The sequence below is a fragment of the Clostridium thailandense genome, from assembly GCF_019207025.1.
GTDB lineage: Bacteria > Bacillota > Clostridia > Clostridiales > Clostridiaceae > Clostridium_AM > Clostridium_AM thailandense.
On record NZ_JAEEGC010000144.1, the window covers coordinates 1 to 17367 of the forward strand.

The 17367-nt window shown below is 34.5% G+C and carries 15 protein-coding genes, 1 pseudogene and 1 other annotated feature; of the genes and pseudogenes, 3 read left to right on the plus strand and 13 right to left on the minus strand.

Annotated elements, in window-relative coordinates:
- Positions 1–78 precede the first annotated feature (78 nt).
- Positions 79–522: an OsmC family protein gene (locus I6U48_RS23965; RefSeq protein WP_218323006.1), complete on the minus strand. Its 444-nt coding sequence runs from the start codon at positions 520–522 to the stop codon at positions 79–81.
- Positions 523–897: 375 nt separating this feature from the next.
- Between I6U48_RS23965 and bioB the strand changes: the two genes are divergently transcribed.
- Together bioB and I6U48_RS23975 are read left to right on the plus strand one after the other, a co-directional pair.
- Positions 898–1854 (plus strand): biotin synthase BioB, encoded by a 957-nt coding sequence (gene bioB, locus I6U48_RS23970; RefSeq protein ID WP_218323007.1) that lies wholly within the window; start codon positions 898–900, stop codon positions 1852–1854.
- Between the two features lie 37 nt (positions 1855–1891).
- Positions 1892–2440: a biotin transporter BioY gene (locus tag I6U48_RS23975; RefSeq protein ID WP_218323008.1), complete on the plus strand. Its 549-nt coding sequence runs from the start codon at positions 1892–1894 to the stop codon at positions 2438–2440.
- Between the two features lie 111 nt (positions 2441–2551).
- Here I6U48_RS23975 and I6U48_RS23980 read toward each other — a convergent pair whose 3' ends face one another.
- The 9 genes from I6U48_RS23980 to I6U48_RS24020 form a co-directional block, all read right to left on the minus strand.
- Positions 2552–3850: an MFS transporter gene (locus I6U48_RS23980; protein ID WP_218323009.1), complete on the minus strand. Its 1299-nt coding sequence runs from the start codon at positions 3848–3850 to the stop codon at positions 2552–2554.
- 157 nt (positions 3851–4007) lie between these two features.
- Positions 4008–5315: an MFS transporter gene (locus I6U48_RS23985; RefSeq protein ID WP_218323010.1), complete on the minus strand. Its 1308-nt coding sequence runs from the start codon at positions 5313–5315 to the stop codon at positions 4008–4010.
- A 36-nt stretch (positions 5316–5351) separates the two neighbouring features.
- Positions 5352–5873, minus strand: a complete 522-nt coding sequence (locus I6U48_RS23990) for a hypothetical protein (protein ID WP_218323011.1) — start codon at positions 5871–5873, stop codon at positions 5352–5354.
- Positions 5801–7513, minus strand: coding sequence for a medium-chain fatty-acid--CoA ligase (fadK, locus tag I6U48_RS23995; RefSeq protein ID WP_218323012.1), 1713 nt, complete (start codon positions 7511–7513; stop codon positions 5801–5803). The genes I6U48_RS23990 and fadK overlap by 73 nt, the downstream gene beginning before the upstream one ends.
- Before the next feature lie 146 nt (positions 7514–7659).
- Positions 7660–8670, minus strand: a complete 1011-nt coding sequence (locus tag I6U48_RS24000) for an electron transfer flavoprotein subunit alpha/FixB family protein (RefSeq protein ID WP_218323013.1) — start codon at positions 8668–8670, stop codon at positions 7660–7662.
- A gap of 15 nt (positions 8671–8685) precedes the next feature.
- Positions 8686–9474: an electron transfer flavoprotein subunit beta/FixA family protein gene (locus I6U48_RS24005; protein ID WP_218323014.1), complete on the minus strand. Its 789-nt coding sequence runs from the start codon at positions 9472–9474 to the stop codon at positions 8686–8688.
- Between the two features lie 12 nt (positions 9475–9486).
- Positions 9487–10629 (minus strand): acyl-CoA dehydrogenase family protein, encoded by a 1143-nt coding sequence (locus tag I6U48_RS24010; protein ID WP_218323015.1) that lies wholly within the window; start codon positions 10627–10629, stop codon positions 9487–9489.
- An 18-nt stretch (positions 10630–10647) separates the two neighbouring features.
- The gene (locus tag I6U48_RS24015) at positions 10648–11871 is read right to left on the minus strand and encodes a CaiB/BaiF CoA transferase family protein (RefSeq protein ID WP_218323016.1); all 1224 of its coding nucleotides are present in this window, start codon (positions 11869–11871) and stop codon (positions 10648–10650) included.
- An 83-nt stretch (positions 11872–11954) separates the two neighbouring features.
- Entirely contained in the window at positions 11955–13130 is a 1176-nt protein-coding gene (locus I6U48_RS24020) for an acyl-CoA dehydrogenase family protein (RefSeq protein WP_218323017.1), read from the minus strand.
- 363 nt (positions 13131–13493) lie between these two features.
- Between I6U48_RS24020 and I6U48_RS24025 the strand changes: the two genes are divergently transcribed.
- The gene (locus I6U48_RS24025) at positions 13494–14402 is read left to right on the plus strand and encodes a LysR family transcriptional regulator (protein WP_218323018.1); all 909 of its coding nucleotides are present in this window, start codon (positions 13494–13496) and stop codon (positions 14400–14402) included.
- Between the two features lie 180 nt (positions 14403–14582).
- Here I6U48_RS24025 and I6U48_RS30200 read toward each other — a convergent pair.
- The 3 genes and pseudogenes from I6U48_RS30200 to ilvB all read right to left on the minus strand — a co-directional run.
- A pseudogene (locus tag I6U48_RS30200) lies at positions 14583–14657 on the minus strand (hypothetical protein); the annotation flags it as partial.
- 28 nt (positions 14658–14685) lie between these two features.
- On the minus strand, positions 14686–15162 hold the full coding sequence (gene ilvN, locus I6U48_RS24035) for an acetolactate synthase small subunit (protein WP_218323037.1): 477 nt from the start codon (positions 15160–15162) through the stop codon (positions 14686–14688).
- Between the two features lie 74 nt (positions 15163–15236).
- On the minus strand, positions 15237–16850 hold the full coding sequence (ilvB, locus tag I6U48_RS24040) for a biosynthetic-type acetolactate synthase large subunit (RefSeq protein WP_218323019.1): 1614 nt from the start codon (positions 16848–16850) through the stop codon (positions 15237–15239).
- Between the two features lie 191 nt (positions 16851–17041).
- Positions 17042–17258 (minus strand) — a binding site (T-box leader).
- Between the last annotated feature and the right edge of the window lie 109 nt (positions 17259–17367).

The window sequence follows — 17367 nt, forward strand, 5'->3', positions numbered from 1 at the left end:
TTGAAGCCTGGAAATATCTCCTGGAGCATAATTCAACTTTCGTTGGTGGACATCTATAGTGCGACAGCCCCAACCAAATTATTTCTCTATAGTAATTTTAGCATTCTCCAACTTCACTAAATTAGCTAAAGTATCTCCTACTGGACATCTTTTTTCTATAAGTTCAACAAGTTCTTTTATATTTTTTTCTGGTGAATTACTTTTTATGTGAAAATTAAATCTTATATTGGAATACCCTGGCCTCACATCAGATACCCCCATAAATCCATCAGTATCCAAATCACCTTCCAAGTCAACCCAAAAATCCTCAAGCTCTACTCTGAGTTTTTTTGCGAAAGATGCAGCCACAATTGTTTGACATGCTCCAAGGCTACATAATAACATCTCTACAGGGTTCATGCCTGTATTAGTTCCGCCTAAGCTTTCAGGTTCATCAGCAATAACTTTGAATCCTCGGGATTCTCCCTCTACTTTAAGTCCTTCTTTTTTTCTAACAGTAGCTTTAAAAGTACATAGCGACATAAAAATCTCCTCCTTTAATTTTAAAATACCTGCAATGCTTATCATTAGTATAGCAAGTACTTTTATGTATTTCAATACTTTACCAAAATATTTTTTGATCTACGATAATATAAAATATATAAATTAAGTCATAGTTATTCCATTAAAACATAAACTTGGAATAATTTATTTAAATTTTCTATTTACACTCACTATCTATAATTTATTCAAATATTATCGTCAACTATATTTACGAAAATAGTTGACAATTCCTTTCCGTTTATATATACTTCATTATGTGGCAAGCATTGTTCTTGATATTTTATAGATCCACACAGTTTTAGTTAATCTTAAAATGTTTTTTAGATTTAAAGTATTTATTCGGGGGCGTTAAATATGAAAAAATTAGCAAAAGAAATTATTGCAGGAAGACGTTTAAAAAGAGGAGAAGATTTCAGCTTATTTTTAAACGCAGATGAAACTGAACTACTCGAAGGTGCTAATCTGATTCGTGAGTCATTGTGTGGTAACAAAGTTGACCTTTGCACTATTATTAATGGTCGCAGCGGTCGCTGTAGTGAAAACTGTAAATTTTGTGCCCAGTCTGCTCACCATCATACTAGCATTAAAGAATATAAATTTTTAGATCCTAATGTAATTTTAAAAGATTGTAAAAGAAATGAATTAAGTGGCGTACATCGCTATTCTATTGTCACTGCTGGTAGATCTTTAACTGGTAAGGATTTTGATAAAGCAATTGAATCCTACAAAAAAATTCATAAGGAATGCGACATTAAACTTTGCGCTTCTCATGGCCTTATAACCGAAGAAGGATTTGTTCAGTTAAAAAAAGCTGGCGTTTCAATGTATCATGCAAACATAGAAACCTCTAAACATAACTTTCCTAATGTCTGCACTACTCATACATATGAGGATAAAATTTATGAAATTAAGCTAGCAAAAAAAGTAGGTCTTATGGTTTGCTCCGGCGGTATCATTGGCTTGGGAGAAACTTGGGATGATCGTATCGATATAGCTGTAAGCCTGTCAGAATTACAAATAGAGTCTATTCCTATCAATGCACTTATGCCTATTAAAGGAACCTATTATGAAAATTTGGAGCCTCTTTCTGAAAACGATATTTTAAGAACTATTGCTATCTTTCGCTATATTAATCCGAATGCATATATTCGCATGGCTGCAGGCAGAAACTACTTTAAAGATGGTGGTGCAAGGATATTCCTATCTGGTGCTAATGCTACAATAACTGGAGATATGTTAACAACTGCAGGTAATAATACTGCACAGGATAAAATAATGTTAACTAATTTAGGCTTTGATATTTCGAAATAACCCTTAACTATAAATAAAATTTAACTGGAGGATAACTATGGAAATTAAATCCAATTCCTACAAAATGTCAATTATCGGGATCATGGCTGCAGTCACTTGTATTCTTGGCCCCTTATCTATCCCTATTGGTGTGGTACCAATTTCTTTCACAAACTTAGCAATCTACTTTGCAATTTATACACTTGGGATGAAAAAAGGCACTCTCAGCTATATAATATATATGTTACTCGGTTTTGTTGGTATTCCCGTATTTTCCGGTTTTACTGGTGGTCCATCTAAACTTTTAGGACCAACCGGTGGATATATTATCGGATTTGCCTTTATGGCTCTAATTGCAGGATTTTTTATTGATACTTTTTTTAATAAATGGTATTTATGCTTTGTAGGTATGATACTTGGCACAGCTGTATGTTATGTCTTTGGCAGCATTTGGTTATCATATCAAGCTCATATACCCTCAAGTTCAGCGTTTGCTGCAGGTGTAATCCCTTTTATACCTGGGGACCTTGTTAAAATTTTAATTGCTACTTTTATAGGCCCTCAAATTCGTAATCGACTAATTAAAGCCAATTTGTTTCAGGCTTAATTAATTTATTCAAATACATAGAAAGTTAGAATTCACACAGAATTTTTCAACTCCACATGAATTCTAATTTTTTATGTCATTTAAATTCTAAGAAACATAAAGAAAGTTTTATTACCCTGTAATATCTTTGCTTTTATATCCCCTTTCAGAAATCGGAGCAATAGGTCGAACTTGGCTTGTCAATAGTATAATTGCACCTAGTATCGATATTGCCGCCCCTAAATATAATGCATAATTATATCCGCGAGTATCAACAACAACCCCGGTAATAAGTGGAGCAGTTATGCCCCCTATAGTAGCGCAAGTCGCATAGAGACCCGTGATTTTGCCTGCATTCTTTGGTGAAAAGATTATTGGCATTGAATAATATCCTCCCATTGTTAAGCATAATACACCATTTGATGCCGAAATCAATGCCACCGCTGAAATAGGATTAGATGCCTGAGTTCCAAAGATCAATAAGATACCAGCTCCCACCATACCGATAAGAGGAAAGAGTTTTCTTCCCATATTATGTCCAAACTTTTTAGCTGCCTGATCAGCCAGCCAGCCACCAAACGGATACGTAAAGGTTGCAACTATATATGGCATCATTGTATAAAGAGCACTTGTGCTCATTGCAAAACCTTTTCCTTTAACAAAATACGTTGGCAACCAAGTCATAAATAAGTAGAATAAATAATTAGTGCAGAAAAATGATATGGCACCAGTCCAAACAGATACCGTAGAAAATATATCTCTTGAAGTTAAGTTAACGACCTTACCAGAATCGTCAACCTGAACTCCTTGATCTGCTCTAATATATTTTATTTCTTCCTTACTCACTCCAGGTTGGTCTTCAGGCTTGTCCTTGCCAAGTTTCCACCAGATGATTACCCAAATAGGTGCAAGAAATGAAAAGGAATAAAATACTGTCTGCCAGCTCCAGGTTCTAATGATCCACGCAGAGATGGGCATAGCTAGTCCTATACCAAGAGAAACTCCCATAATACTTAATCCCCAAGCTAATCCAGATTCCTTTTTAGGTATCCATTGTGCAATGATTGTAGACATAGCGGGAAGAGAAACTCCTTCTCCCCACCCCATGGCAATACGTATTAGTAACATAAGTCCTAATGTTGCTCCATATGGAGTAAGAAAAACAAATACTGACCACCATATTGCACCAAACATTACAACCTTACTCCCACCAAATCGGTCAGCTAACCATCCACCTGGAATCTGAGTGCAAGCATAACCAATGAAAAATGCTGTAGAAACTAAACCAAACTGAGTGGCAGTCCATCCAAAATATTTCATCATTGAAGGACCCGCCATTGACATGCATGATCTATCCATATACAAAACCATATAACACGCAGTCAGCAATAAAGTAATTTTCCATCGTTTGTTACCAACTTTTGAACTCATAATAATTCCTCCTTATTTTTTAACATGGGTAAAAGTGGTATAAAATTTTTAAATAATCTCAGGCGTTTGGCTCTTTTGCTATTTTTTAATATTTCATTACAAAAAACGCCAATACTGCAATTTTAAACTATTGCAGTATTGTCTTTTTTATCATATTTTAATTAACTTCAAGCTGTTTTTCATGTTGTGATTTATGCGTTATAGGTTCAAGTTTTGCAACCAAAGCTAAAACAGAACCTATAACGCATATACCTGCACATATCCATAATGCATATCCATAAGCAACTGCCTTAGTTGCGCCAGATTTGAGACCAGCATCAATTACAAGTCCAGTTACAGTTGGTGCAAGTACTCCAGCAATAGCACCCAATATTCCTGCGAGACCAGAATATACACCAGCAAGTGATGGACATATAGCAGGTGCTACTGAGAAATAACCTCCCATAGTTAAACAAAGGAATCCATAGGACAAAGATACTGCTGCAATTACAACAGTTGAATTAGATGCATTAGCACCTACAAAAATAAGAACTGCAGCACCTATCATACCAATTACCTGTACTAATTTACGTCCAACTTTATCTCCTAATTTACTGGAAGCTGCATCTGCAACAAAGCCACCAATAAAGTAAGTAAAGATACCTACTATAAAAGGAGTTGCTCCTGCACTTATTTTCATTCCGCGTCCAATAGAAAAATAGTTTGGAAGCCATGTAGTACAGAAGAAATACATATAGGTTGCACATGCATAAGATAGACACATCAACCATACAGCTGGTGTACTCATAACATCTGATTTTGTAATATTTGCATTTACTACTGATACATGACCCTCTGGCTTTTGATGAATATATTCAATTTCTGCTTTATTAACTTTTTTGTGCTCAGATGGATCAGATTTACCAACTAACAACCAAATAATGCACCATATTGGAAAAAACAATGCGTATATATAGAATAACTTTTTCCATCCAATTATAGGAAGCAGTGCTGCCGCAAGATACATATTAATAGCAGAACCTGTTGGACATCCAGCCTGAACAAAGCCACAGGCAATACCAGATTCCTTCTTTGGAATCCATCTTCCAAGGTTAGACATCGCGCCTGGAACAATACATCCTTGAGCAACACCTTCTAGAACACGAACTAAAATCATAAGTCCAATAGAAACTCCAATGACAGGTGTTAAGAAGGTAAATAAACCAGAAAATAACAAGCTTACAATAAGCACTTTTGTGGCTCCGTACTTATCAGCAATAGCACCGGATGGCACCATAGTAATCATATAACCCGCAAAAAATGCAGTAGAGGCATATCCAAATTGTGCCGATGTCCATCCAAATTCTTTCATAATAGCCGGTCCCGATACAGAGAATACTGTTCTACCTAGGAACATTACCATATAAGAAAGTGCCAACACTGCTGCTACTGCCCACCGTACATTCGTTTTTTTTGTATCACTCATAAAAAATCCCCCTAAATTATTATATAAACATTAAAATTACCAACTTGCATGCATTCTTTCTAGTGGAACTCTAATCAATCCCTTTTCCTTTATACGTGCATAAATCTCAAATCCTCTTTTACACTGAAATACACACTCTAAGCAGGGATCTTCGTCACAATACACATAAGCATCTTCATCTGCTAAGGCAAATACAAAAGTTGTTTTTTTAGGGTTTACCACATACTTTAATTGGCCACCAGTAAATGTTCTAAGATACACCCATTCTATTGAAATATTTTTATTCTTTATTTTCCAAAAAACTTCAACTACATTTTCGTTGTATCCACCTATAATTTTATAATCAATCAAAAATTCATCCGAAAATTCCGAAGGAGCTTGTGCTTCCAGCCGCTCCATTTCTTCATCACAACATTCGGGAAGTACTCTTTCTTTTAAACTTAATGCCTGAAAAATACTTCCACAATGCCTGCACTGATAAAATCCTAGCGGTGGGCATAAAACTTTAGGCTTTTTTGCTTCTCTGGACCTTCTTGGTCCAAATTCCTCATACTGCAACTTGCTTCCTCCTCCACCTGCATTCGTGCTTTTAGATTTTCTTTCAATAAACTTTTTTTTACCTTTCCGCTATCAGTTCTCGGAATTTTATCTATAACTTCTAGCCTTTCTGGCCAATATCGTTTCGGAACTTTTTTCTGCTTCATATAACATAAAAGATCTTTTAACTCTAAGGATTCCACTCCTTCTTTAAGTACAATATAAACACAGATGCGTTCTCCAAGACGTTCATCAGGCATTCCAATTACCGCCTGATCCCGAATCATTGGACACTCGGCAATATAGTCACTTATAAGGTTGGAGTTAAGATTTTCCCCACCTCTTATGATCATATCCTTTTTTCTTCCAATGATATTAATATTTCCATTTACGCCGCCTACACAGAGGTCGCCGCTGTAAAACCATCCTTCATCATCCAGTGCCTTATTAGTAATTTCTTTATCATTAACATAGCCTACAAACACATTGGGACCTCTTGAAACTTCTTCTCCAACAGTCCCTAGCGGAACTTCTTGTCTATTTTCATCTACAATTCGTATTTCTATTCCTTCCATGACTCTTCCTGAAGTGGTACCCATTAACTCTAAGGTTTCTTCTGGTCTTACAAATACATGAGGAACACTTTCTGTAGATCCATAAACTTCACATAATTTGATTCCATGCTCATAAGCTTTTAGGACCATATCTCCTGGCACTGGAGCTCCACCACAAAGATAAAATTTTAACGAATTCAGTCGTAGTTTTTTCATCTTCATATCATTTAAAATATCGTAAATAAAGGGAGTGGAACCCATTGAGTACGTACATTTTTCCTGGTTCATCAATTTAATTGCATCAATACTTTTAAATTTACTTTGTAAAACTACCTTTGCTCCTAAAAGCATAGGTGAAATAATTCCATGATGAAAACCAGTAGCATGATTTAGTGGAGCTGGCATAAAAATTATGTCCTCTTTAGTGAGACCCAGCTCCTTATTAAAATAACTCTCACTGAATACTATATTATTATGAGTTAACATAACTCCCTTTGCTCCTCCAGTAGTTCCTGAAGTGCAAAGAACAGCTGCAACATTATTGCTGTCAACTCTTATTTGATCTTCTAGAGGGGTATAACTCGAAAGTATCTCTTTTAAAGTAACCGTATCACTATCTTTGGGTTTTATGTTATCCAGCAATACAATGTGCTCTAAATTTTTTATATGCTTCCTAGCTGATAGAATCAATTCTTCATAATTAGTTTTATGATGCCATGTTGGACAAAGAAAGATTTTGCTGCCTGTTAAGTTTAAAATATCCTGAACTTCTTCTCTGCTATAGCACATCCCAATAGGATTAGCCACAGCGCCTACTTTAATACATGCAACAGTAACAAGAACAAATTCGCTCCATATTGGGATTTGGTAGGATATAACCTCCAATGGTTTAATTCCTGCCTTAATAAAATATGAAGCAATAATCGCTGCTTTTTCATCCAACTCTTTGTAAGTATAACGATATCCTCTATCATCTACCACAAACTCTCGCTCTCCATAATCTTTTACAGATGCATTCCAATAATCTGAAAGGGTTTTCTTTCCCCAATAACCTAGTTTTTCATACATCTCCTTTTGAGCATTATTTATTTTTATTCCATATATCATAATTTTATCTCCTTATAAACAGATTTCTAAATATCAAAATATACGATACTTAAAAATCGTTATTCAGGGACGTAACCATTCTCCGCTAAGTAGTTGGAATGATTAGTCATCAGCTGCAAGATAACATATCAATAAGCATTTATTAATTATAAATTCTTTGCAATTCGAAATTCCTTAATTATTGCTGGTACTACTTCAAATACATCTCCTACCAAACCATAATCTGCTACTTCGAAAATCGGTGCAGATGCATCCTTGTTAATTGCTATAATAACATCGGAAGAACTCATTCCTGCTAAGTGCTGCACAGCACCAGAAATTCCACATGCAATGTAAATCTTTGGCGTAACTGTTTTACCAGTCTGACCCACTTGCTTTGTTTGAGGAATCCAACCTGCATCTACTGCTGCTCTTGAACCTCCTACTGTTCCACCAAGCACATCTGCTAGTTCTTGGAGCATTGCAAAGTTTTCTGCCGCCTTCATTCCTCTACCACCAGATATAATAAATTCAGCTTCTTCAATCTTAATTCCTAAATCATCTTTTGATTTAAGGAACTCGATTAATTTTGTAGTTATATCTTCTGAATTCATTTTTATATTTTCTCTGATGATCTCAGCATTATTACTTTCTACTTTTTCTGGTTTCTTGAAATTGCAAGGTCTTACAGTACCCATTTGTGGACGAGTCTCGCTGCAAAGAATCTGTGCATACAAATTACCACCAAAAGCTGGTCTTTCCCAAACCACATTTCCAGTTTCTTCTTCCAAGAATAAAGCAGTACAGTCTGCAGTAAGACCAGTTCTTAAGCTAACTGCAACCTTAGATCCCAAATCTCTTCCGTTTATAGTGGCACCTATCAAGATAGTGTTAGGTTTATATTTACGGCATAACTGTAAGAACACATTTCCGTATGCATCTGAAGAATAGTTAGCATACTCATCTCCTTGCACCACATAGATTTTATCTGCGCCATAGTAATTAGCTTCTTTAACCGCTTCATCCACATCCTTACCAATAACTACAGCACATAAATTTTGTTTTAAGCCATCTGCAAGTTTTCTTCCTTGTCCCATAAGTTCAAAACCAACATCCTTAGGTTTACCTTGAAAACATTCTATAAATACCCATACATCTTTATATTGCTCTAACCCCATAGCCAAAAGCCTCCTTTAAAGTATTTTTCCTTCCATTAACTTACCTACTAAAACCTTTGCAGTTTCTTGAGGATCCTTAACTTCCATCATTTCACAGTTAGCTTGGCGTTTTGGTGTAAAGGTTGCCTTTACTCTTGTTGGTGAACCCTTAAGACCTATTTTTGTTGAATCTATTTCAGGTAAATCTGCAAAATGGATTTCCTGAATATCTGCTTTCATAGCATCCATAACACCTTTAATAGTTCTATATCTCACTTTGTTACTTTCTTTAGGGGAAGTACAAAGTAATGGAAGTTTTGTTTCTAAAATTTCAGTACCTTCTTCTAACTTACGTTTTACAATTACCTTATCGCCTTCCATTTTAATATCAAGAACAAAGGTTATTCTTGTAATACCAAGATGTTCTGCCATACTTGGAGCAGTTTGTCCAGTATCTCCGTCGATTGCCATTACTCCCCCAAGAATCAAGTCAAATTCCCCTAATTTTTTTATTGCCTGAGATAAAATATAGCTTGTTGCATATGTATCAGAACCACCAAAAGCTCTGTCTGTAACTAAGTATGCTTTATCTGCCCCCATAGCAAGACCTTCTCTTAAAACAGCCTTTGCTTGATCAGGTCCCATTGAAATAATAGTTACTGTACCACCATACTCTTCTTTCAATTTAAGTGCCTGCTCTAAAGCATGTTTATCATATGGATTCATTATGCTTGGAACACCTGTACGGATTAGCGTATTTTTTACTGGATCAATTTTAATTTCTGTTGTATCAGGAACCTGTTTTATGCAAACAACGATGTTCATTTCCTTTCCTCCTTACTTATATTCCTTCTCTAATGCACCTGCGATAGTTATTCTCTGTATTTGGTTAGCACCTTCAAATATTTGGAATACCTTAACGTCTCTCATAAGCTTTTCAACTGGATATTCTTTGCTGTATCCATAACCACCAAATATCTGTACTGCATTTGATGTAACCTCCTGAGCAACATCAGATACAAAGCATTTTGTAATAGCCCCTTCTTTACGAACAAGGTTTCCTGCATCCATCAATCTCATAGTATTATTTACTAGACATCTGGAGGCTTCTATTTTCATAGCCATATCTGCAAGCATTCCCTGTACTAATTGGAAGTTAATTAATGGTTCACCAAATTGCTTTCTTTCTTTTGCATATTTTACTGATTCATCTAAAGCTCTCTGCATAATACCTACTGCTAAAGTAGCAACAAATGCTCTTGATAGATTTAATGCATTTAAAGCTAGTTTGAATCCAGAACCTTCTGGTCCAAGCATTGCAGAAGCTGGCACTCTCACATTTTCAAAAGTAACATCTGTAGTATTAGATAATCTAAGTCCCATCTTATTCTCATGCTTTCCAATAGTAATCCCTGGAGCATTTGCATCCACTATAAATGCAGAAATTCCTTTGGCACCTGCTTCTGGATTTGTCTTAGCGAAAACTACAAATAGTGAAGATAAGGTTCCATTGGTTATGAAAGTCTTCGCTGCATTTATAATATAATCATCTCCATCTTTTACAGCAGTTCCTCTCATACCTGCAGGGTCAGAACCTGCATTTGGCTCAGTTAAACAGAATGCTGCAAAGTTACCTTTTCCAATAACATCTGCAAAATGCTTTCCTTGTTCAGGAGTACCCGAAAGAATTACATTTCTTAAAGCAACGAAAGTAGTAACAAGAGTAATTGCATAACCTGGATCTACTTTTGCAAGTTCTTCAAATATCATAGCTGTAGTTTCATAGCTTAATCCCGTTCCACCATATTCTTCAGGAATTTCAAGCATATGAAGTCCCATATCAAAAGCAGGTTTAAACAATTCTCTTGGACATTCACCTTTTTCGTCACACTCTTGAACGTATGGCTTAATTTCGTTTTCTGCCATCTCTTTTACAAGAGCAATTAATTCTTTCTGTTCATTAGTGTATAATAAGCTCATTACTTTTCGCCCTCCCTGTTATTTTTTAAGAAGTTTTAACCCAGCTACAGCTCCTTTTTCTATGGATTCCTTAATTACTTCATCACTATAGCCTAATTCTTTCATGATTTCTTCAGTATGTGCACCTTGAGGTTTGCAAATTTCTAATTTAGGTTCTGGATTAGAATTAAATAAAATCGGATTAGTAGGAACCATTCTCTTTCCTGAAGGGTAATCTACCTTAGCTAGAATATTGTTTGCCCAAACTTGCTCATCTTCATAAACATCTAAAGGCTCATTTGCTGATTCACATGGCAGTTCATTGTCAGAAAGCATTTTCACTAGATCTTCTCTATTTATATTAGATATAGCTTCATCAAGCTTGTCTATTACTTCATGATTCAACTTGTTTGAATTTAATTCTGCACAATTTTTGTACTTAGGATTTCCAACCATGTCCTTAATTCCTAGCAACTCCATAATCTTATCATAATCTCTGTCATATTCAGGACAGCACATTACGACCCATTTTTCATCCTTTGTTCTATAGCAGTTGTTAAATGGATTTACAACTTCCTTTCTGCTCTTAGGATACTGATTCCCATATTGCGCTGAAATCATAGCAACACTTAGCATAAAAGAGGCAGCATGTTGAAGACCTACTGTTACCTTATCGCCTGCTCCAGTTTTCTCTCTTCTATAAAGAGCACCACATATACCAGCGAGTAATGCTATAGAAACCTGAAAATCTCCAAATCCATTAGGTGGATTCATTGGAGAACCGCCTTTATCTACAGTTGTACCTAATACTCCTCCCCTTGCCATATAGCAGGTAGCATCAAAGCCTGGCTTATCTTTTGCCGGTCCTTTTTCTCCATAACCTAAAACTTGGGCAAAAATAAGTCTTGGGAATTTTTCTTTTAAAGTATCATAATCTAAACCTAGTTTAACTAATCCTTTTGTTCTTGTATTAGTAACAAATACATCTGCTTCACTTAATAACTTATACATAACTTCAAGTCCACGTTCTGTTTTTAGATTGATAGTAATACATCTTTTATTCATATTTGCTACATCATATGCTAAATTCTCCTCGTCGGAAAAAGGCATATTAAATACAGCTCCTTGTCCTCTTGCTGGATCTCCTTTTGGAGCTTCAACTTTAATTAAATCAGCGCCCCACTCCCCCATTACTCTTACAGTAGTAGGAGCTGCTAAGTACGTGGTTAAATCTACAACCTTAACACCTTTTAACGGTTCCATCTTTATCCTCCTATTTTGCCTATATTTACATTTATAGCCTTTCGAAAAACTTCGAAAGGCTACGTTCAGTCAATTAATATCAGCTAGCTAAGAATTTCGATAATGCCACCGTTTTCAATTAGCTTTCTAGAAGCAGTTAATCTTTGAACTGTTCTTGGTCCTTCTTCTAGCCACATTGCACGGCAGTCACGATATAATCTTTCAACTGGTCCATATGTGCAATCTTCAAAATATCCGATTCCTCCGAATATTTCTAACATAGAGTCAGATACCGTTCTAACAGTATCAATACTGTGTAGTTTACACATAGCAGCCTTCATTTCAATATCTTTGCCTGCTTCAAAGTCTTTTGCGAAATCGTATACCATTAATCTTAATGCATGTACTTGAGTTCCCATATCAGCAATTGTCTGTTGGATTGCTTGTCTTTTAACTAATGGTTTTCCAAAAGTTACTCTATCTTTTGCTCTTTGGATTGTCATTTCTAACATTCTTTGAGCCATTCCAAGGTTACTAACTGCTATATGAGCTCTTGATACTGATAAAGAGTGCATTGCTATTTTAAGGCCGTCTCCTTCATTACCAAGTAAATATTTTTTGTGTAGTTTCATGTTAGTGAATTTTAATCCAGCATGTCCTGCACCACGACAACCCATCATATGAGGCATTGGAACAGTTTCATATCCTGGAGTATCAACTGGTACGAAGAATGCGGATAATCTCTTTTCCTTTGGAGCCTCTGGATCAGTAACAGCAATTACATATGCGAATTCACAACAGTCAGTATGAGATATTAACGTTTTCTCTCCATTCATGATGTAGTAATCGCCTTCTCTTACAGCTCTTGTATGAAGGTCTGCACCTGTACCACCTGTTTCTTCAGTTAGAGCAAAGCATGTGAATATTGTCTTATCAGCGAATTTATCCATATATTCATCTTTTAATTCTTTCTTTCCAAAGTCATCAAGAATTCTCCAGTTCATATCTGCTGCATAGTGAAGGTGCATACGCATTCCACCAGGTCCTCTACTGAACTCTTCTTGTACTTGTAAAATTTCCAATTCATTTAGTCCCCATCCACCATATTGTTCTGGTAAACAGCATCTGTATAAATTGTTTTCAATTGATAAATCAAAGAATCTTTGTGGAAACTTATTAGTTACCTCAACTTCCTTTTGAATTTCTTCAAAAGGACCTTCAGCTAATTCTCTAATTTGTTTTAAATATGCTTTAAATTCTTGTTCACTTAATTTTGACATTTTTTCTCCCCCTTGGTATTTGTTTTTGATTTGATCTTGATACGATTATAACAAGGAGATTTTTATAAATCTAATAGATATTTGTATGCAATTCATAGACTTTTCTGCATATATATTTATCAATTAATATTTGATTTCGAATATTCAGGCTAAACAGACATAGCAAAATAAGGATAACTGAAAAATTCTGCTATCCTTTTCTTATAATCATGATTTTACCGCTATTCTAAAACTTGCTAACTTATGAAAATTTTGATTTAATTCAATTATAAACAAGATTTCCTAAAAAGACCAATTGATATTTTTGAGAAATCTATAGAATAAGTCGAATATAAAACAAAAAATTTGAAGAGGTGATCTCAAATGCAATTAAAACAACTGGAGTATTTTTATGTTTTAGCAAAAATGGAGCACTGCACAAAAGCAGCTGAAAAGCTATACATCACACAGCCTAGTTTAAGTCATGCAATTTCAGAATTAGAAAAGGAGTTAGGTACGCAGCTATTTCAAAAGGAAGGGCGAAACATACATTTAAATAAATACGGACAAACTTTTTTTCCTCATGTAGAAAAAGCACTAACAGAGCTAAAAATTGGTGAAAAGAAAATGTTAGAACTACTATATCCAAATAAGGGCAATATAGACTTAGGATATCTCTATAATCTAGGAGATCGTTTTGTACCAAAAGTTATTACAGCCTTTTTGAATAATACAGACTATAAAGACACCAAATTTTCATTTGGACAAGGAAATACTCCAAACCTTATTGATTCTTTAAAGAAAGAAAAATTCGACTTTGTTTTCTGCTCCTATGTCGAAAATGAACCAAATATCGACTTTTTTCCTGTAATCCAAGAAGACTTAGTTGTTATTGTTCCAAAAGCTCATCCGCTTGCAAAATTTAAGAGTGTTACCTTAGAGCAACTATCTTCTTATCCTTTTGTGGCCTTTAGCCACAAAAGTGGATTACGTCCTATCATTGATAATGTTTTTAAAAGTGTAAATATTACACCTAACATTGTTGCCGAAACAGAGATCGATACTTCTGTGGCAGGTCTCGTAGAAACAAACTTCGGAGTAGCAATTATTACAAATATACCAGCTCTAAAAGATTTTAACATTAAAATATTAAAGCTTAAAAATGCTAATTCAAAGCGACTAATATATTTAGCTAAAATAAAAGATAAACATCTTTCACCTGCTATGGACTCATTTCAATCCTTTGTTATTAAATATCAAAATGAGAACAATCTTAGCATATACAATACTTAGTTGAGTATTATTAATCTATACCTTATACACAAATATCATTTTTAAAAATAATCAATGTAGCTTATATAAGCTACATTGATTTGCCTTTTTGACTAATACTAATTTTATCTCTAATTCGCTAATTTTTTTACAAAATTAGCCTTCTGTGATTTTAAATTTTTATAGTCTTATATTAAAATTTTACAATATATATTTCATTGGTGTAAAGCGTATTCCATCTTGTATCAATTCTTTATCAGTAACTACAAATCCTAATTTTTCATATTGTGTTCTATCAAACTAATCATGCTCTCTCCAAAGCAGCAAGTCCTGTTCTAACTATTTCTTTTATCCCATAAGTTTTCATTAAGTCGATAAACTCACATATCTTTCCTTCATCACCGGTTACCTCAATAGTTATGCTTTCTGTTCCCATTGATACTATATTACCTCTAAAAACATTAGCAGTTTCTATAATTCTTGATTGATTACCTTGATTTATACTAACTTTTACAAGAGCTAACTCTCTATAAATAGAATTATTAGGCTCTAAAACTGTTACTTTTATAACATCTATTAGCTTATTTAATTGCTTATTTATTTGTTCCAGCATTTGTTCATCTCCAATAACTACAATAGTCATACGAGATATATCTGGGTCTTCTGTAACTCCTACGGTTAAACTATGAATATTATAACTTCTCCTACTAAATAATCCTGATATTTTGCTTAGTACCCCTGAATGATTCTCAACTAACACAGATAAAATATATTTATTAATAATTCTCACTCCCCTCAATAGTCTAAAAAATTTTCGAAATTAACCTTAAATTAAAATACTATTTCAAACTTTCTCTAAAACGTACCTTCATCAGAATCAACTATACATTCTATTACAAATGCGCCATCATATTTTATAGCTTCTCTAAAAGCTTCCTCAAAGTCTTCAGTCTTGTTAACTCTTTTACCTCTTAATCCATAGCCCTCAGCTATTTTAATAAAATCTGGTCTGCTTTTAAAATTCACTCCACAATACTTGCCACTTCCATAGACATTTTTCTGAAGTTCTCTAACCATCCCAAGCACTGAATTATTAAATAAAAGTATTGTTATATTTACATTGTTATCGGTTATAGTTCCAAGCTCAGCAATACTCATTTGAAATCCACCATCTCCCATGACAGCTATAACTCTTCTGCTGGGATCTCCCATTTTAGCTCCAACAGCAGCTGGCAGTGAGTATCCCATTGTACCAAGGCCTCCTGATGTAAAAAAGCTACTATGTCCTTTGATTCGAAAGTTTCTCGCACACCATATTTGATTCTGACCTACATCTGCAGTAATAATTGTATCCTCTCCTACCATCTCAGATAACTTACTAAATATATATTTAGGATTTACTCCTTCGTTTAGCTTTGTTGTTTTTTCACTCTCTTTTTTCCATCCTTCAATTTGTTCAATCCATTCTTTTGTTTCCACATTTCTAACTTCTTTTATTAATTCTTTCAAAACTTTTTTAGCATGTCCGACTACTGGTATGTTAGGTCCTAAAACTTTTCCTATTTCTGCTGGATCAATATCAATATGGATAACACATGCTTCTTTTCCAAAATTAGAACCTGCTATAGCTCTATCTGCTGCTCTGGTTCCTATGAGTATTAAAAGGTCTGCCTCTGATACAGTCTTATTTGCATAGGAAAATCCATGGGATCCTATTAGTCCTATATAATGACTATTATCTTCACTTATACTGCCTTTGCCCATTAAAGTATGAACAACTGGTATTTCTGCTTTATTAACAAATTGCCTTAGTTCTTCTTCCGCTTCACCTGAAATAATGCCTCCGCCTACACATATAAGTGGCTTTCTGCTCTCCATAATTTTTTCTGCTGCCCTCTTTATCTGACCTTTGTGCCCTTCAAATTTAGGTTTATATCCACGGATATTTACTTCTTCTGGATAAGAAAATTCTATTTCCTCTGACTGAATATCAACTGGTATATCTATAAGTACTGGTCCGGGCCTTCCTGTACGAGCTATATAAAAAGCCTCTTTCATAATCATTGGAATATCCTCTGCACACTTTACTAAATAGTTATGCTTAGTAAAGGAATCTGTTGCTCCTGTAACATCTGCCTCTTGAAAAACATCTTTACCAATAAGAGTAGTCTTTACCTGACCTGTAATTATAACTAATGGAATTGAATCCATATATGCAGTGGCTATTGCTGTAATCAAATTTGTTGCTCCAGGTCCTGACGTAACTATACATACTCCTACTGTCTTTTTAGCTCTTGCAAACCCACTTGCACTGTGACCTGCTGCTTGTTCCTGCCTAACTAATATGTGTTTAATATCTGATTCCCTTAAAGCCTCATATAATGGAAGTATAGTAGCACCGGGATATCCAAATACTGTATCTACATTTTCCTCATATAAGCATTGTATAATCGCTTGTGAAACCTTCATACTGCTTCCCCCTTCAAATGTTATACATTTTTATTTATAAATATTGTCGTTTTTATTCATTATAATTACATATTTAACATTTTATTGAATAACATATGTATAAAACATTATATAAAGATCTCACCGGCCGGATGAAAACTGTTAAAATTTATATAATTTTATATCAATAAAATAAAAAAGGTCTCCATCCCTAAAAGGACGAAGACCCGCGTTACCACCTTTTTTCCTGCAAAATTACAGGCTCTTAATACAAATAACGGTTAAGAAAACCGTCTTTACTTACTATTAATTCAGTAAAGAAGCTCTAAAGCTACATTCGAAACAATCGGTATAGAAAGTCTCTCAGCTGATAAACTTTCCTCTCTTAATACTTTTATTATTTCTACTCCTCTTTTTCACAGCCATTTAAATAATATTTAACTATTACATATTATTATAGCTTCCATTGATAACTTGTCAAGTATATTTTTTAGATTTAAAATATTATTTTTTCTCATTTATTTTATTAAGTCTTACA